This is a genomic window from Gemmatimonadota bacterium (assembly GCA_009692115.1).
Lineage (GTDB): Bacteria > Gemmatimonadota > Gemmatimonadetes > Gemmatimonadales > GWC2-71-9 > SHZU01.
This window is the reverse complement of the sequence record SHZU01000006.1, coordinates 146,482-161,668: the sequence shown is the minus strand read 5'-3', so window position 1 is coordinate 161,668 and position 15,187 is coordinate 146,482. Positions and strand designations below refer to the sequence as shown.

13 protein-coding genes and 1 pseudogene are annotated in these 15,187 nt (G+C 66.6%); 4 read left to right on the top strand and 10 right to left on the bottom strand.

Annotation, left to right across the window (positions count from 1 at the left end):
* Positions 1-27: 27 nt before the first annotated feature.
* Both EXR94_08970 and EXR94_08965 read right to left on the bottom strand, forming a co-directional pair.
* Positions 28-1,455: a hypothetical protein gene (locus tag EXR94_08970; protein MSR02854.1), complete on the bottom strand. Its 1,428-nt coding sequence runs from the start codon at positions 1,453-1,455 to the stop codon at positions 28-30.
* Positions 1,308-3,431 carry a PBP1A family penicillin-binding protein gene (locus EXR94_08965; GenBank protein MSR02853.1) on the bottom strand — a complete coding sequence of 708 codons (2,124 nt, stop codon included), beginning with the start codon at positions 3,429-3,431 and terminating at the stop codon, positions 1,308-1,310. The genes EXR94_08970 and EXR94_08965 overlap by 148 nt, the downstream gene beginning before the upstream one ends.
* Before the next feature lie 78 nt (positions 3,432-3,509).
* Here EXR94_08965 and EXR94_08960 point away from each other — a divergent pair, with 78 nt between their 5' ends.
* On the top strand, positions 3,510-4,793 hold the full coding sequence (locus EXR94_08960; GenBank protein ID MSR02852.1) for a tyrosine--tRNA ligase: 1,284 nt from the start codon (positions 3,510-3,512) through the stop codon (positions 4,791-4,793).
* Here EXR94_08960 and EXR94_08955 read toward each other — a convergent pair.
* Positions 4,654-6,288 (bottom strand): annotated as a pseudogene (locus tag EXR94_08955) (DUF853 family protein). The gene EXR94_08960 and the pseudogene EXR94_08955 sit on opposite strands and share 140 nt — an antisense overlap.
* 19 nt (positions 6,289-6,307) lie before the next feature.
* Entirely contained in the window at positions 6,308-7,477 is a 1,170-nt protein-coding gene (locus EXR94_08950; GenBank protein MSR02851.1) for an aminotransferase class V-fold PLP-dependent enzyme, read from the bottom strand.
* Positions 7,478-7,496: 19 nt separating this feature from the next.
* Here EXR94_08950 and EXR94_08945 point away from each other — a divergent pair, with 19 nt between their 5' ends.
* Genes EXR94_08945 through EXR94_08935 form a run of 3 tightly spaced genes read left to right on the top strand, consistent with a single transcriptional unit; the run spans position 7,497 to position 8,515 of the window.
* The gene (locus EXR94_08945; protein MSR02850.1) at positions 7,497-7,706 is read left to right on the top strand and encodes a hypothetical protein; all 210 of its coding nucleotides are present in this window, start codon (positions 7,497-7,499) and stop codon (positions 7,704-7,706) included.
* Positions 7,707-7,718: 12 nt separating this feature from the next.
* Entirely contained in the window at positions 7,719-8,093 is a 375-nt protein-coding gene (locus tag EXR94_08940) for a hypothetical protein (protein MSR02849.1), read from the top strand.
* Positions 8,094-8,119: 26 nt separating this feature from the next.
* Positions 8,120-8,515: a ferredoxin gene (locus EXR94_08935; protein MSR02848.1), complete on the top strand. Its 396-nt coding sequence runs from the start codon at positions 8,120-8,122 to the stop codon at positions 8,513-8,515.
* On the opposite strand, the gene EXR94_08930 is transcribed toward EXR94_08935, so the two are convergent.
* The 6 genes from EXR94_08930 to EXR94_08905 are packed head-to-tail and all read right to left on the bottom strand — an operon-like array spanning position 8,496 to position 15,183.
* The gene (locus EXR94_08930) at positions 8,496-9,671 is read right to left on the bottom strand and encodes a glycosyltransferase family 1 protein (protein ID MSR02847.1); all 1,176 of its coding nucleotides are present in this window, start codon (positions 9,669-9,671) and stop codon (positions 8,496-8,498) included. The two genes, EXR94_08935 and EXR94_08930, sit on opposite strands and share 20 nt — an antisense overlap.
* Complete coding sequence (locus tag EXR94_08925; GenBank protein MSR02846.1) at positions 9,668-10,558, bottom strand: hypothetical protein; 891 nt, start codon at positions 10,556-10,558, stop codon at positions 9,668-9,670. The genes EXR94_08930 and EXR94_08925 overlap by 4 nt, the downstream gene beginning before the upstream one ends.
* A complete protein-coding gene (locus EXR94_08920; protein ID MSR02845.1) occupies positions 10,555-11,415 on the bottom strand; it encodes a hypothetical protein in 861 nt (286 codons plus the stop codon). The genes EXR94_08925 and EXR94_08920 overlap by 4 nt, the downstream gene beginning before the upstream one ends.
* Positions 11,412-12,359 (bottom strand): hypothetical protein, encoded by a 948-nt coding sequence (locus EXR94_08915; GenBank protein MSR02844.1) that lies wholly within the window; start codon positions 12,357-12,359, stop codon positions 11,412-11,414. The genes EXR94_08920 and EXR94_08915 overlap by 4 nt, the downstream gene beginning before the upstream one ends.
* On the bottom strand, positions 12,359-13,369 hold the full coding sequence (locus EXR94_08910; protein MSR02843.1) for a hypothetical protein: 1,011 nt from the start codon (positions 13,367-13,369) through the stop codon (positions 12,359-12,361). Before EXR94_08910 ends, EXR94_08915 begins: the two co-directional genes overlap by 1 nt.
* The gene (locus EXR94_08905) at positions 13,366-15,183 is read right to left on the bottom strand and encodes an ABC transporter ATP-binding protein (protein MSR02842.1); all 1,818 of its coding nucleotides are present in this window, start codon (positions 15,181-15,183) and stop codon (positions 13,366-13,368) included. The genes EXR94_08910 and EXR94_08905 overlap by 4 nt, the downstream gene beginning before the upstream one ends.
* Between the last annotated feature and the right edge of the window lie 4 nt (positions 15,184-15,187).

The window sequence follows — 15,187 nt, the reverse complement described above, 5'->3', positions numbered from 1 at the left end:
CATTGTAGGAACAAGGGGGTAGGAAGATCAAGCGCCCCCCCGGCGGAAGACCGGCCGGCCGGAGGCAAATGTGGCTAGAACGTTACCGGGGCCCCCAGCCAACAGGCGGGCCTCCACCGGCAGCCCCTCGGTTTCCGGAGCCAGCGCCACGGCAATCACATCGGCAAAGGCGCCGACCCCGAGCCAACCGACCTCGAGCTCGGTCCCGATCAACCGGGTGCCGCCCACGGTGGCCAGGGCCAGCGCCTGGCCCGGGGTCAGCCCGGCCAAGGCGGCCGCTGCCCGCATTTCGGCCCAAAGATCCAGTAGCCCGACGCTGATCACGGAGTCGGTGCCGAGCCCGACTCGAACCCCGGCCGCCAGCAATCGCCCCAATGGGGCGTTTCCATGCCCGTGGCGGGTGTTGGAGCAGGGGCAATGAGCCACCGGGGCCCGGCGGGCCACCAGGATATCCAGGTCCGCCTGGTCGAGCTGCACGGTGTGGATGCAGAGCGTGTCCGCACCGAGCACGCCGTGGGCATCGAGCCAGCTGACCGGTGACCGCTGGGCGGCCGCGCTGGGGTCTCCATGCCGGGCGACGGGGGGAATGCCCCTGGCATTCCATGCTTCGGCAAAGGGACCGACGTGGCCGGCGACCAGCATCGTTTCGGCGGGAGATTCGGCCAAGTGGACCGCGAGGGGCAGGCCTTCCGCCCTCGCGAACTCCGCGACGGCCCGGTAGAGGGGCCCGCTGACCGTGTACGGGGCATGCGGCGAAACGCCGAGTCGGACCCGGCCCCGGGCGTGAGGCCGAAGCTCCAGCACCCGGTCTCGAAGACCCCGCATGCTCTCGTCGCATTGGACCGGATCGGGACCAAACACCTCCTGGTAAGCCACCCCAGCACCCCCGAGGTCGACTAAGGCCTGGAGAACGACCCCTGAGTCCCCGGTGTCGAGTACTGTGGTGATCCCGGCCGCGAACCCGTCTCGCACGCCCTGGCGGGCGGCGGCGGCGAACCACTCCGCGCTGAGACCGGCCTTGACCCCCCGGACGCCTCGAATCCACGCCGAGAAATCGGATTCCTCGACCTGGCCGGCCAACCCGGTGAGTTCCAAATGGGTATGGGCGTTGACGAGCCCCGGCATCAGCGCGGCCCCGGAAAACGACTGGGTGACGACCCCAGGCGGCTCGGGCACCCGACCCGCGGCCCCGACCGCTTCGATCCGGCCGTCCGAGCCAACCAACACGGCCCCCTGCTCGATCGGGGGCGACGAGACCGGGACCACCCAATCGGCCGTTAGGCGGATTCTCCCGGACGGCGCGAGGCTCACCGGTGGATCGGGCAGCGTTCGGTCGGTTCGGTTCCCGGAAAGTAGAACTCGGGCCCGACCTTGTCCTTGGGGCAGGCGCCGGTGGCGAGATATCCGGTCGAGTGGTCGACCTCGAGCGAGATGAGGCCCTCGGGCATCGGCCATGCGGGAGGCACCTTGCGGCGCTCGTACACGTCTTTCATCATGGCGCCCCAGGCCGGGGCCGCGAGCCGGCCGCCTTGGGCGTCCCGCATGATGACCTGCTTGCGGTCGAAGCCCATCCAGACGCCAGTCACCAGATCCGGGGTAAAGCCGATGAACCAGACATCCATTCCGTCGTTGGTCGTGCCGGTCTTGCCGCCGGCGGGCAGATTGATTCCGGCCCGAGGCATGACACTGGCGGCGGTCCCCTTTCGAAGCACGTCGCGGAGACCGTCGAGGATCAGCCAGGCGTGCTCGAGGTCCATGGTCCGGGTCTGCTTGCTCTCGGGTTGCCAGATGATGTTGCCGCTCCGGTCTTCGACCCGGAGAATCGCAACCGGCGCAACCCGCACGCCCAAGTTGGCAAAGGTTCCGTACGCCGAGGTGATTTCCAGCGGAGTAACCTCGGCCGCCCCGATGAAGATCGAGGGCACTCTCGGAATCCGGCTCGCGATCCCGGCGGCGGCGGCTTCTTTGACCACGGCGTCCACGCCGACATCGAGGCCCACCCGCACCGCCACGGTATTGCGGGAATCGTAGAGCCCTTCCCGCATACTCATCCGGCCCCGGTATTTGTTGTCGTAGTTCTTCGGCGACCAGGGCGGCTGATTGTCCAACGGAACCTCGACCGGCCCATCTTCATATAGATCGCTGAGCCGGTATCCAGCCTTGAGCGCTGCCGAATACACGAACGGCTTGAACGTCGAACCGGCCTGGCGCTCGGCCTGGGTGGCACGGTTGTATTTCGAGTCGGCGAAATCGCGACCGCCGACCAACGCCCGGAGGTAGCCGGTCTTGACCTCGACGGTGGTGATGGCGCCTTGGAGGTACGGTGAGAACGGCCCTTGATCATCTTCCGTGGCGTTCGGATCTCGCTGGTCGAGATACTGCCGAAAGGTCTGATGCGGAAACTTGCCGTAGGCTTTCGGATCCTCCTCGATCTTGATCAACTGGGCCTCGAGCGCCCGCTCCGCCGCCTGCTGCATGTCCAGATCCAGCGTGGTGTAGACCCGAAGTCCCGAGCGATAGAGTTCCGATCCGAAGCGGGCCTGGAGCAACTGCCTCACGTATTCGACGAAGTAGTCGCCGACGCCGTTGAAGTCGGAACGGGAGGACAGGGCCAGGGGATAGGCTTTCCAGGCTTCGGCCGACTCCCGCGACAGTTTGCCTTGATCGCGCAACAGATTGATGACCAGGTTCCGCCGCTGAACGGCGAAGTCCGGGTTCCGACGGGGGTTGTAGCGGGTCGGGGCCCGAGGAATGGCGGCCAGCATGGCGCCTTCGGCCACGTTGAGCTGCTTGGCCGGCTTGCCGAAATACCGGGAGGCGGCGGTTTCGACCCCGTACGCCCCGTTCCCAAGGTTAATCTGATTCAGATAGAGCTCGAGGATCTTGTCCTTCCGATAGTTCCGCTCGATCTCCAGGGCCATCCGCGCCTCGCGGAGCTTCCGGGTCACACCGAGAAACCCGGAGCGCATGTCGGCCGGGAGTTCGTCGGGCCAGAGGTTCCGCGCGAGCTGCATGGTGATCGTCGAGAACCCCTGGAGCCGCTTCCCGGCGAACAAGGCTTTGAACGAGCCCAGGACCCGATACCAGTCGATGCCGCCGTGTTGATAGAACCGCCGGTCTTCGGTGGCCAGCACGGCTGCGATGACGGCCGGCGAAATTTGTTTGAGGGAAACGACCGTCCGCCGGGTCTGTCCAAAATCAGTCACCAGACGCCCATCGGCGGCATAGACCTTGGAGGCTTGCTCGGGGTCGTACGATTCGAGACCGGCAATGGAGGGGCACGAGCCGACCGGGGCGCAGACATTGGACCAGGCGCCGAGCCCGAGCGAGCCGCCAAACATGACGCCGGCTCCGATCGCGAGCAGAATCCGGTACCGAATCGTCGGGGAGTGCCACCATCGCGAGAGACTCTTGAACGGACGAGGGGCCATGGAGGCAAGGTAAGACCGAAGGCCAGACCGGCGGAAGGGCAGACAGACGGCATCGGAGGTAGTAGTTTTTCCCTCCTAATGACGACGCTCCTGACCACCCTTGCCGCCCGCGGGCTGCTGCACGACGCCACCCCTGGCCTGGCCAACCGGTTGGCCGAGGGGCCGATCACCGGCTATGTCGGCTTCGACCCGACGGCCGACTCACTCCACGTTGGGAACCTGGTGCCGGTGATGGCCCTGGTTTGGCTGCAGCGACTGGGCGGAACCCCGATTGCGCTGATCGGCAGCGGCACCGGCATGGTCGGAGATCCGAGCGGCAAGCGCAACGAGCGCCCGATGCTCTCGGCCGACACGGTGGCGGCCAATGCGACGGCCATCCAGGGCCAGCTCGGCCGGTTCCTCGATTTCAGCGGCACCAACGCCGCCACCCTCCGGAATAACGCCGACTGGCTGGTCGGATTGAGTTTGCTCGAGTTTCTCCGGGACACCGGGAAGCACTTCACGATCAACTACATGCTCCAGAAAGACTCGGTCAAGAGCCGGATGGACAGCGGGATCTCGTTTACTGAGTTCGCCTACATGCTGGTTCAGGCCCACGACTTCCACCATCTGCATCGAACCGCTGGGTGCGAGTTGCAAATGGGCGGCAGTGATCAATGGGGCAACATCACGGCCGGCATCGAGCTGATCTCTCGCCAGGGGGGCCAAGCGCACGGCGCCGTGCTGCCGCTCCTGACGACGGCGAGCGGCGCCAAGTTCGGCAAGAGCGAGAGCGGCAACATCTGGCTCGACCCGGCGCGAACTTCACCGTATCAGTTCTACCAGTTCTGGCTCAACACCGAGGATGCCGACGCCGAGCGGTTGCTGAAGACCTTCACTACCGTGCCGCTGGAAGAGATTGCCGCGGTCATGGCCGAACAGGCCATTAACCCAAGCCGGCGGGTGGCCCAACGATTCCTGGCCCGCGACGTCACGGTCCGGGTTCACGGCACCGTCACGACCGACCGGGTCATGGCCGCGAGCGAGCTGCTCTTCGGCGGGAGGACCCTTGCCGATGCCGACGCCGAGACGTTGGCCATTGTCGCCGGTGAGGTCACGACGATCGGCATCGAGCCTGCCCGCCTGGCCGCCGGCATTCCGGTGATCGACGCCTTGGTTGAAACCGGCCTGGCCGCTTCGAAGGGCGAGGCCCGGCGCGGCATCCAGGGCCAGGGGTTCTCGATCAACGGTCAGAAGATCTCCGGCCCCGAGGTCCTGATCGGGACCGAACACTTACTGGCCGGTCGCTTCGTCGCCCTGCAAAAGGGGAAACGAAGTTATGCGTTTTTGGCACTCGGCACTGGGGGCTCGGCGCTCGGCTGAACGCGGAGGCTACCAGCGGGCGCGGCGGGGGCGTTTGGCACCGAGCATACCGAACACGCCGCGGACGAGTTCCCGGCCGATGGTGCCGGTCAGGGCGCCCAAGAGCGCGCCGCCGGCTGCCTGCGCCCAACTCTTGCCGGCGCGGGCCGGGGCTCTGGGCTGCTCCGGTTCGCGAAACGGGCTCCGGGAGTTCGAGCCGGCGGGCCAGGATTTCGTGAGCGCTTTCCCGGTCAATCGGGGTTCCATACTCCCGCATCAAATCCGACTCGGCCTCCTCGGCCCGGAATTCTTCCGGCAAGAGCGGGCCCATCCGCGACGTTGGCGGCACCATCCGGGTCGCCACTACGGGCGTCGGAACGCCCTTCGGCGAGAGACCGGTGACGATCGCCTCGCCGATGCCGAGTGAGGTAATGGTTTCCTGAAGGTCGTAGTAGCTGGTTTTCGGAAAGGTCCGGATGGTGGCCTTGAGGGCCGCCTCGTCGTCCGGGGTGTGGGCCCGGAGTGCGTGTTGGACGCGATTGGAGAGTTGGGCCAAGACCGCTTCCGGGACGTCTTTGGGTGTCTGCGTTACGAAGAAGATCCCGACACCCTTGGAACGAATCAGCCTGACGACCTGCTCGACCTGCTCGAGGAATTACTTCGATGCTCCCCGGAACAGCAGATGGGCTTCATCGAAGAAGAACACCAGCTTCGGCTTGGGCAGGTCGCCGACCTCGGGCAGGTTCTGGTGCAGCTCCGCTATCAACCAAATCATGAAGGTCGAAAACAACGCCGGCTTGTCATGGCAATCGGACAATTCGAGGCAGGTGACGCCGCCCCGGCCGGCCGGGGTGACGTAGAGCAAGTCGCGGACATCGAACTCCGGCTCGCCGAAGAACTTCTCGGCGCCCTGTTGCTCGAGTTCGACCATTTTCCGAAGCAGGACGCCGACCGTGGCGTTCGACATCCCGCCGTACTCCTTGAGGACGGAGCGGAGGTCGGCGAAGTCGAGAAGGGGCAGCCCTTGATCGTCACAGGCCTCGAACACCAGGCTCAGGACACTGGCCTGGGTTTCGTTCAGGTCGAGCACCTTGCTGAGCAGCAACGGCCCGAACGAGCTCACGGTCACTCGGAGTTGAACGCCGTTGACCCCCGTCAAGCTGACGAATTCGGTCGGCATCGCCTGCGGGGCCCAGGCCGCGTCGATCGAGGCCAAACGTTCGTCGATCCGGGCCGAGGGGACTCCTTCTCTCGCAATACCGGCGAGGTCGCCCTTGATGTCGGCCACGAAGACCGGCACGCCCTGCGCCGATAACTACTCGGCCATCAATTGGAGGGTCTTGGTCTTGCCAGTTCCGGTCGCCCCGGCGATCAGGCCATGACGGGTCATCATCGATAGCGGGAACGACACCTTGGGTTCGGCGACGACGGCGGAGCCTTCCATGGCCGCGCCTAACGTGAGGACGGGGAGGGCAAACCCGTAGCCCTCTTTGAGCATGTCGTCGAAGGTCGCCATGACGAATATTCTCCAGCGTTCAGATGGACCGATCGAGCAACTCGGCGAGCCGGGCCATTTCCTCGATCGTATTGTAGCAATGCGGACTGAACCGGAGAGCGCCCTCCCGATGGGAGGCCACAACTCCGGCCCCGGTCAGCTTGGCGAACGTGGCCGCAGGGTCCGGGGGAACCAGACACACCATGCCGCTCGCCGAGGCACCGGCCGCGGGCGACGAGACCCGAACCCCGCGGGCGGCGGCCCATTCGAGCACCGGCCGGTTGATCTCGGCCAGGTGGTTCTGAATCCGATCGACACCGAGTTCGAGCAGCAACTCCACCGAGCCGATCATCCCGACGAAGTCCTGAAACGGCAGGGTGACCAACTCGAACCGGCGGGCGTCCGAGCGCCAGTCGCCCTGGTAGTGGGTCAGCGTGCCGAGGTCATCGGTGCCGTCGAAGGCCGTCCACCCCGCCATCGGGGGCTCGAGTTGCTCGACGAGTTCCCTCCGAATGTAGGTAAACCCCGACCCCCACGGCGAGAGGAGCCACTTCTGGGCCCCGCAGGCCAGGATGTCGACCGGGGTCTCCTGGACGTCAAACGGAATCTGGCCCAAGGCCTGAATGGCATCGATGACCAAATACGTTCCGGTTGCTCGCGCCACCGAAGACAGGGTCCGGAGATTGGCGTGGTATCCGGTGTGAAATTGGACCTGCGAGAGCGCCAGGACCTTGACCCGTGGGTCGGGCATCCGCTCGGCGATCCTGGCCTCGTCGGGCCAGCCATCGGCCGTCACCGGGACCAGTTCCAGCGTCACCCCCCGCTTGGCGAGTTGGCGCCAGGGGAAGACATTGGCCGGGAACTCACCGTCGCTCGCCAGCACGATATCGCCCTGGTGGAGCGGGAGCGACAACGCGGCCACGTTGATGCCGTAGCTGGTGTTGGTCGAGAGCGCGATCTCGGCGGGCGTGGCATTGATCAGCCGCGCGGCGACCTCCCGGGCCCGGTCGAGAACCCGGAACAGGTGGCCCTCGGTGAGGCGGTAGGCGGCGGCCCGGTCACGCTGGTAGGATTCCAGCGTTTGCCGGACCCGCTCGGGGAGCGGACCGATTCCTGCATGGTTCAGGTACAGGGTTTCGTCGGCCCAGGGGAACTCTTCCCGCCGGAGCGCCTGAACGTCGTACCGACTGGGTTTCGCGGAGATCGTCATTCGTCGATAATATCCTACTATGGCGACTGGTTCTCAATTCAATCTGGTTCTGGGCGGCGGCGGCCTGAAGGGGCTTGCCCATGTTGGCGTCTTCCGAGCCCTCGAGGAACGGGGCCTCGCCCCAGAAGTGGTGGTCGGCTGCAGCATCGGGTCGCTGATCGCGGCGGCTTGGGCGTCCGGCATGTCGGTCCGGGAGATGGAAGATCGGGCCCTGGCCATCAAGCGGTAGGACGTCTTCCGGGTGGCCCATCTCGACATGGCGCTCAAGCGGATGTTGTCACCGGCCGTCTACCGGCGGGAGCCGCTCGAGCACTTGATCCATTCGATCGTCGGCGATCGAACCTTCGAGGATCTGCCCCGCCGCTTGGTCGTCAACACCGTTGACCTCAACTCCGGGGTCCAGATTCCGTGGGGCCTGCCGGGCCTGACCAAAGTCCGGGTAGCCGACGCGGTCTTTGCGTCCTGCGCCCTGCCCGGCATTCTGGCCCCGCGGCCGATCGACGGCCGAGTGTGCGTCGACGGTGCCGTCGCCGAGAATCTTCCGATCCGGACCGCCTTGGCGGCGGGCTCGGTCCCGATCATCGCGGTGGACGTCGGCGGCAGGGGTTTGCCCTGACCTATGCCCGCGGGCTCGAGATCGTGATGAGCACGCTGACCGAGGAATTGCTACGCGACTGGCAGAACCCGCCGATCCTGCTGGTCCGGCCGCGCGTCGAACGGATTTCGATGTTCTCCTTCAACCGAACACCCTACTTGATTGCCGAAGGGTTCCGGGCGCTCAATTCCGCGCTCGATCGGCTGCCGGGCGCCCTGGCAGCACTGCCGCCCGGTGTCCACCCCCAGCGCGAGGTGGTCCTGGCCATCGAACCCAAGGCGTGCATCGGCTGCGGGATCTGCTATTCCCGCGAGCCCGCCGTGTTCGGGCGAGGCGCCGATGGCTTGGCGGTGGTCACGTCGCCCCGCCAATCGTGGTCGGCACTGGGTGACCGGGTGGTCCGGGCCTGTCCGACCGGAGCGATCACCGCGGTCCAGCTGTGACCACCGATCGACTGATGGCCTGAAGATCCCGGACCACGCGGTCCCAGTTGCGATCCCGCTCGACCCACCGCCGGCCGGCCTCGCCCAGCTGGTGACGGCGGGTTGAATCGCCCAGGATCGCGGCCACCGCGCCGGCCACCGCACCGGGATCGCGGGCATCAACCAGGATCCCAGTCTCCCCATCGAGGACCGCGGCGCCCGTTCCACCGCTCCGCCCCGCCACGACGGCCAGGCCGGACGCCGCGGCATCCGCCAGGGCAATGCCGAAGCCTTCTACCTCGAGCCCGTCGGCCCGAGACAAGCCCAGATAGAGATCGGCCGTTCCGTAGACGGCCGGTAGATCGGCATCGGACACCCCAGCGGCAAACTGCACCATCGGGCCGACGCCTAACGACCGGGCAAGCGCTTCCAGGCGGGACCGGTCCGGGCCCCGCCCAACCACGAGATAGGTGAGTCCGGGAATCCGGTCACGGAGCGCAGCCACGGCCGCGATGCCGACATCGATGCCTTTGTGGGGAACGAGCCGGGCTACCGTGAGCAGCCGGACCCGGCCGGGCTCGATCTGGTGTCGGGCCCTGGCCGTCTCGGAATCGAGTCCGGGACGGAACACCGCCGGATCGCTCCCCAACGGCACCACCCTGACCCGGTCGGTCGGATCGAGGGCAAGCGTCGTCATGACCTCGCCGACGAGTTCGGCGGTCCAGCCGCTGTTGGCCACCAGCACCGAAGCGTTGGCGAGCAAGGCCCTGGCGGAATGCCGCTTGAGTGCGGACCGGGCGAACTTGGCCCGGAGCTGGAGCAGGTCGCCCCCGTGCAGCAAGACGCCGTACGGAATGCCGTCTCGCTGCCGAGTCCGGGCCGCCACGTAGCCGGCGGGCCGGAGATTGCCGCACCACACGAATTCGACCGCATGGGTCGCTACCAGGCTTCGAACCCGGCGGCGCCACGCCCAGAGACCCGGCACCGTGCGGAGGCGCCCCGATGGGATGGCGATCCGGTCAACCGGGTTCGGAAACTGGCGGTCGGCCGCGTCGGGCAGCGAGCCGGTGGACACCACCAGGCCGCCGGTGGGATACCGGCGGGCAATCTCGGCCATCCAGCGGGCAATTCCGCCACCGATCGGCGGGAAGTCATAGGCCAGGAGGAGGTCCGTCACGTTCCGACCAGCTCGGCCAAGTGGGTCGGGAACCGGGCCGCGGCCCGCTCAATCGTCAGGTGCGCCACGCCCGCCGGATCGACCGAGCCAACCTCAATGGCGATCCGAATCGCCGAGACGAGCGAGAACTCGTCTTCGAGGTTGGAATAGTGGACGGTGTTGCCCAGGTGCTCACGACGAGGTGGAATGTCGGACGCGACGGTCGGCACGCCGGTCGCCACACCTTCGATCGGGGTCAGGCCAAAACCTTCGAGCCGGACGCCGAGTTCGGCCGCCAACCGAACGAGGGCCGGCGCCTCGGGACCCTGACCGATCAGGTGCACGACCGGCCTGGGCTCCATCCGGGAGGCCGCGCGAATGACCGCGTCGTGGTTCTTGTGAGGCACCAAGCGGGAGATCGAGAGGCGCCGTTGCGGGGTCTCGGACTGCCGATCGACCGGACGAAACCGAGCCGAGTCATAGCAGTACGCCACCGACCGGGCCTCGACGCCAAACCGACCCGCCAGATCCGTCACCGTCGCGATCGAGGGAGCCCAGACCCCGTCGGCCCGCCGGGCCGCGAAGGCGATCCGGCTGTAGTGCCCGGCCCGCTCGCGAAACCCGCCGAGAACTCGGGGCACCCGGCGGATCCGGCCCCGCCATTCGAACACGACGTCGGGGCGGCCCCCGCCGAGGCGCCAGGGCGGCAGGTCCCAGAGATCCAGCAGCAACCGGCACCGGTGGCGACGGGCAAACTCGAAACCCAAGACGGCGGACTGCCCGTCCATGGCCACGACCAGATCGGCCGAGTCTTCTCCTTCAGTGGCAATCGACCACCCGGCCTCGCGGAGCGCCGGAACCACCAAACCGCAGTACCGGTTCGGTGCGAACCACCGGACCGACCTCATTTGATCAACTGATAGTTGCGGAACTCGAACATCCGGACGCCGGTGAGTCGTTCGACTGCGTCCGAGATATGGAACCGAACGTGGTCCCACCGAAAGTTCGGCTCGGTAATCCGCCGTTCAGGATCGACCGTATGCCGTTCAACCCAGTCGCGAGCGACGGCGGGGTGGGTGCCGACGAACGGCCGGATACCCGGGAACCATCGCAACACCGCTCGGTCGAAATCGTAGTCCGGCCGCTCCGGATAGAGCGACCGGTCGATGGTCCGACGCCCCCGGAGCGCCGCCGCGCTCCGGGTATAGCCGTAGTGAAACATCTCGGCGTCGGCGAGCCGGGCCCGGACCCGGCGATCGGCCGGGCCGACCCGGAATCCCTGGGCATCCCGATACGGGTGGACCTGATACGCGGGGTCGAGACGGACGGCCCGGACCTCGCGGGGATACCAGCGGCGATTCACCGCCTCGGTGGCCGGGTTCCCGAACAGGTGGCGGTACTTCACCACGATGCCTTCGACGGTGGGTCCCGCCGTGACGATCGCGTCCCGAAGCACCCCGGCACCCCGCTCGTGGAGGACCTCGTCCGCTTGGACGTAGAGGCCCCACGGGTTCCGACAGGCCCGCATGGCCCGGAGGGTTTCGTCCCGAAGTACCGAGCTTCCGTCGGCCAGGTTCCACTCGGTCTCGAGGATCCGGATCTTGGGATCGGCGATCGAACGGATCAACGCGAGGGTTTCGTCGGTCGAGTGGCCGACGTTGACGACCATTTCGTCGCAGAGCGGAAGGATCGACCGAATGCTCTCAACCACCGGAAAATCCAATTCGATGGCGTTCCGGACGATCGTGAAACCGGAAATCGTCATGGCATCATCGTGGCCAACAAGGCCTCGAGGCGGTGCCGCCAGGTATGTTCCCCGAGCGCCCGAGCCCGGGCCCGGGCCCCGATGCTCTGGCGCCGGACCGGATCGGCCAGAAGACCTTCGGTGGCGGCCCGCAGTTCCCGCGGATCGCGAAAGGTGACCACCTCGCTACCGGCCTCGAAGTTCCGGGCCAAATCGCCCTTGGCGTCGCAGAGCTGCACCGTGCCGATGGCCGCCAATTCGAAGACCCGCCGGTTGGCGCCGGTTCCGTAGCGGCCCCGCTCGGGGGGCTCTCCAAAAAACTGGTGGACATTCAGGGCCACGTCGGCGTTCGAGAAGGCCCGGATGAAATCATTGCCGTACAGCGGACCCTTGGGCCAGCCGGGCCCCCAGGTGGTCAAGCCAAGATCGCGCAAATTCTCGATGGCCTTGGCCCGATCGGGTTCGTGGGTCCCGACAAAGGCAATCGGCGACCGGGGCCAGCCGGCATCCGGCAACGGGCGATGAGAGGCCGGGTCACACCCTTCGGCCAAATAGCTGGCCGCCCGCCCCAGGGCCCGGTGGCGATCCACCATCGAGGTATCGAAGACGAAGCAATGGTCGTATCCGGCGCCGATCCGGAGGGAGAGATCGAGCAAGTGCGGGCTATCGGGAAACCAGTTGGCCCATCGCGCCACCGGCGCCGCCGGCCGGATCGCGGCGATGATCTCGGGATCGACCGTGGCCCCTTTGAAGACCAGCACCAGGTCCGGACGGTGGCCCCGAACCGCGTGGAGCAAACGACCACCCACCGGGCGGAGCAACCAACGATCGAGACCCCGGGTCCGTTCCTCGCACCGCAGGACGTCGCATCCCAACGATTCCAGGGCCGCGGCAATGGCGGGGCCGGCCCGGTGATAGCGCTCGTTGAACTTCGCGACCAAGACGACCCGGAGGCCGGTGTACATCAGTCGGCGACCGACTCCTGACCGACCGGCTTCTGGGCCGACAACATGCCGATCGATTCCAACAACCCCTGGGCTCGATGCATGTGGGTGTGCTGGTCCAGCACCCGGCGCCGGGCCGCGAGCCCGATCTCCTCGGCTTGCGGGGGGGATTGGAGCAGCTCCTCGACCTTCGACTTGAGCTCGCCGGCGTCGGAGAACGTGACGATTTCCTTGCCGATCTCGAAATACTTCGGGAGGTCGGCCCGGGCGTCGACGACTTGAGGGACGCCCATAGAGGCCAGCTCGAACACCCGCTGGTTGCAGTACGCGTAGGACAGCCCGTTCGAGCCCAACCCATGGTGAAGGTTGACCGCCACCGATGCGCCGCCGTAGGCCCGGACGTATTCCGCGGTGGTTCGGAGTTCGCCCCGGCAATAGTCTCGGAGCGCAGTATTCCGCCAGCCAGGGCCCCAGAGGGCCAGCCCAAACTCGACCAACTCGGCCAGATACCTCTCCCGGTCCGGCGTAGCTCCGCCGGCAAAGACCACATTGGCCCGATACTGGTCTTTGGTTCGGAGCGGCCGGTACACCGATGGATCGGCGGCGAGCGGCAGGACCTCGATGGTCCGGCCCAACGAGCGTTCGCACGCGGCCGCCACGTCGGTACCCGCCACAAAGATGGGGTCATAGGAGCGGGCGACGGCCAGAATCTCGGAGATCCTGCCCACATCGTCCGGAAACCAATTGACCAACCGGACCCCGGTTTGAGACCGGATCGAGTCGACCAACCCTTCGTCGATGTCGTATCCCCCGACCACCAAGACCAAAGTGGCTTCGGCTACCTCGATACTCTTGAGGAGGCGCGATCGGAGGTCGCTCCCGCCCAGGAGGCCAAGGAGCCCCGACCGGCGACGAAGATCGAAGGTGGTCACATCACAGCCGAGTCGCTCGAAGCCGCGGGCCCGTTGCGACGAATGGGCGTTCTCGCCATCGTCGAAGGGTGCGATCAGGAGGACAGACGGAACGCTCACGCCATTTCCTCTACAGGGCGGAACTGGAGATCATAGAGGCGCCGGTACAAGCCGCCTTGGGCGAGGAGCGCCCCATGGCTGCCGCGTTCCACGATGCGGCCGCCGTCCAGGACTAGAATCTCATCAGCGTGCTGTATTGTTGCCAAGCGGTGAGCCACGACCAAAACGGTCCGGTCGGCCATTAATCGGTCAATGGCCTCCTGAACCAGCCGTTCCGACTCGGTGTCGAGGGCGCTGGTGGCCTCGTCGAGAATCAGGATCGGGGGATCCCGGAGCAGGGCTCGGGCAATCGCGATCCGCTGCCGTTGCCCGCCCGACAGCCGGGTGCCCCGCTCGCCCAGCAGGGTCTCGAACCCCTGGGGTAGCCGGTCCACGAACTCCAGGGCGTTCGCGGCTTGGGCCGCGTGGCGGACCTCCTCGCGGGTGGCCGCCGGCTTACCGTAGGCAATATTCGCGTGGACGGTATCGTTCAGGACTACTGTTTCCTGACTGACGAGTCCGATCATCCCTCGGAGCGAGCGAAGGGAGAGCCGGCCGAGCGGTACCCCGTCGAGCGAAACGACTCCGGCGACGGGATCGTGAAACCGGGCCACCAGTTCAAGGAGCGTCGTCTTGCCGGCCCCCGACGGACCGACGATAGCCACGATCCGGCCCTTCGGGACGACGAACGAGACCGACTCAAGGACCGGTTCATGCTCGTACCGGAAGGAGACTCGGTCGAACGCCAACTCGCGCTCGAACCGCGCCGGCCGGGCATCGGGCGGGTCCGCTTCGGCCGAGGCCCGGTCGAGCCACCCGAACACCCGCTCCGCGCTCGCGAGCGCGATGGCCATGCCGGTCGGAAACTGCGCGAGGGATTTGATCGGCGCCATCATTTTGAGGGCCACGACCAAGAACCCGATCGTGACCTCTGGGCTCAAGGTGGCGCCGACCACCTCGGGATTGGCCCCGGCCCAAATGATCAGGACGATGACCAATCCCCCGAACACCTCGGTGACGGGGTGCGTCAAGGTCGAGTAGCGCTGGGTCCGGATCAGCCGCTTCCGATACCGGTCGGCCTGGGTTGCAAATTGCTGGACTTCGGATTCCTCGGCGCCGTACGCCCGAATCAACTTGATCGCGCCCAGCCGCTCCGCCACCGTCGACGTCAGCTGTCCCCGTTCCTCGGCCCACTCACCCGCATAGCGCCGAAGCCGGCGAAGCAGCTGCTGGATCCCGAAGACGAGGACCGGGGCGGCCGCGAGGGTCAGGAGGGTGAGCTGCCAGGAGATGAACGAGAGGATCACCGACGACGTCCCGATCATCACCGTGTTTTGGAAGAACGAGACCAGAGCCGCGGTCACGGCTTGCTTCGATTGGTCCGCATCCGCGATCACACCGGACACCAGCTGACCTTGGCGGGTCCGCTGAAAGAACCCGAGGTCGAGGGTGAGCAGATGGCGGTACAGCAGAACCCGAAGATCCCGGACCAACCCTTCCTGCACGGCGACGGACAACTGTCCGGCCGCATAGGTGCAGGCGTTCTTGAACAGGAGCCCCGCCAGGAGCAGCAGGACCAGCCCGGTGCCCCGAGAAGTCCGATCGCCGCTGCCAGTCAGGGGGATCAGGAATCGGTCGGTCCAGGCTTCGAGCTGGGTCGGGGCCTGCAACAGTGCCCCGGCGGTCCCGAAGAGCGTCTTGAGCAGGGGAATCAGAATCACGATCGTCAAGCCATCGAGCAGCGAGGCGGCCAGGGTGGCGACAATGCCGAGAACGAAGAGTCCCCGGTAGGGTCGGGCCACCCCAAACAGCCGCCGCGCAACGCGATCATCCATGAAG

Bases quoted from the DNA above. Each gene is read 5' to 3' on its own strand.
- EXR94_08945 (MSR02850.1), top strand. From the start codon at position 7,497: ATGGCGACTGGTTCTCAATTCAATCTGGTTCTGGGCGGCGGCGGCCTG.
- EXR94_08965 (MSR02853.1), bottom strand. From the start codon at position 3,431: ATGGCCCCTCGTCCGTTCAAGAGTCTCTCGCGATGGTGGCACTCCCCG.
- EXR94_08970 (MSR02854.1), bottom strand. From the start codon at position 1,455: ATGGCCGATGCCCGAGGGCCTCATCTCGCTCGAGGTCGACCACTCGAC.
- EXR94_08915 (MSR02844.1), bottom strand. From the start codon at position 12,359: ATGTACACCGGCCTCCGGGTCGTCTTGGTCGCGAAGTTCAACGAGCGC.
- EXR94_08920 (MSR02845.1), bottom strand. From the start codon at position 11,415: ATGACGATTTCCGGTTTCACGATCGTCCGGAACGCCATCGAATTGGAT.
- EXR94_08960 (MSR02852.1), top strand. From the start codon at position 3,510: ATGACGACGCTCCTGACCACCCTTGCCGCCCGCGGGCTGCTGCACGAC.
- EXR94_08950 (MSR02851.1), bottom strand. From the start codon at position 7,477: ATGACGATCTCCGCGAAACCCAGTCGGTACGACGTTCAGGCGCTCCGG.
- EXR94_08935 (MSR02848.1), top strand. From the start codon at position 8,120: ATGAGCACGCTGACCGAGGAATTGCTACGCGACTGGCAGAACCCGCCG.
- EXR94_08905 (MSR02842.1), bottom strand. From the start codon at position 15,183: ATGGATGATCGCGTTGCGCGGCGGCTGTTTGGGGTGGCCCGACCCTAC.
- EXR94_08925 (MSR02846.1), bottom strand. From the start codon at position 10,558: ATGAGGTCGGTCCGGTGGTTCGCACCGAACCGGTACTGCGGTTTGGTG.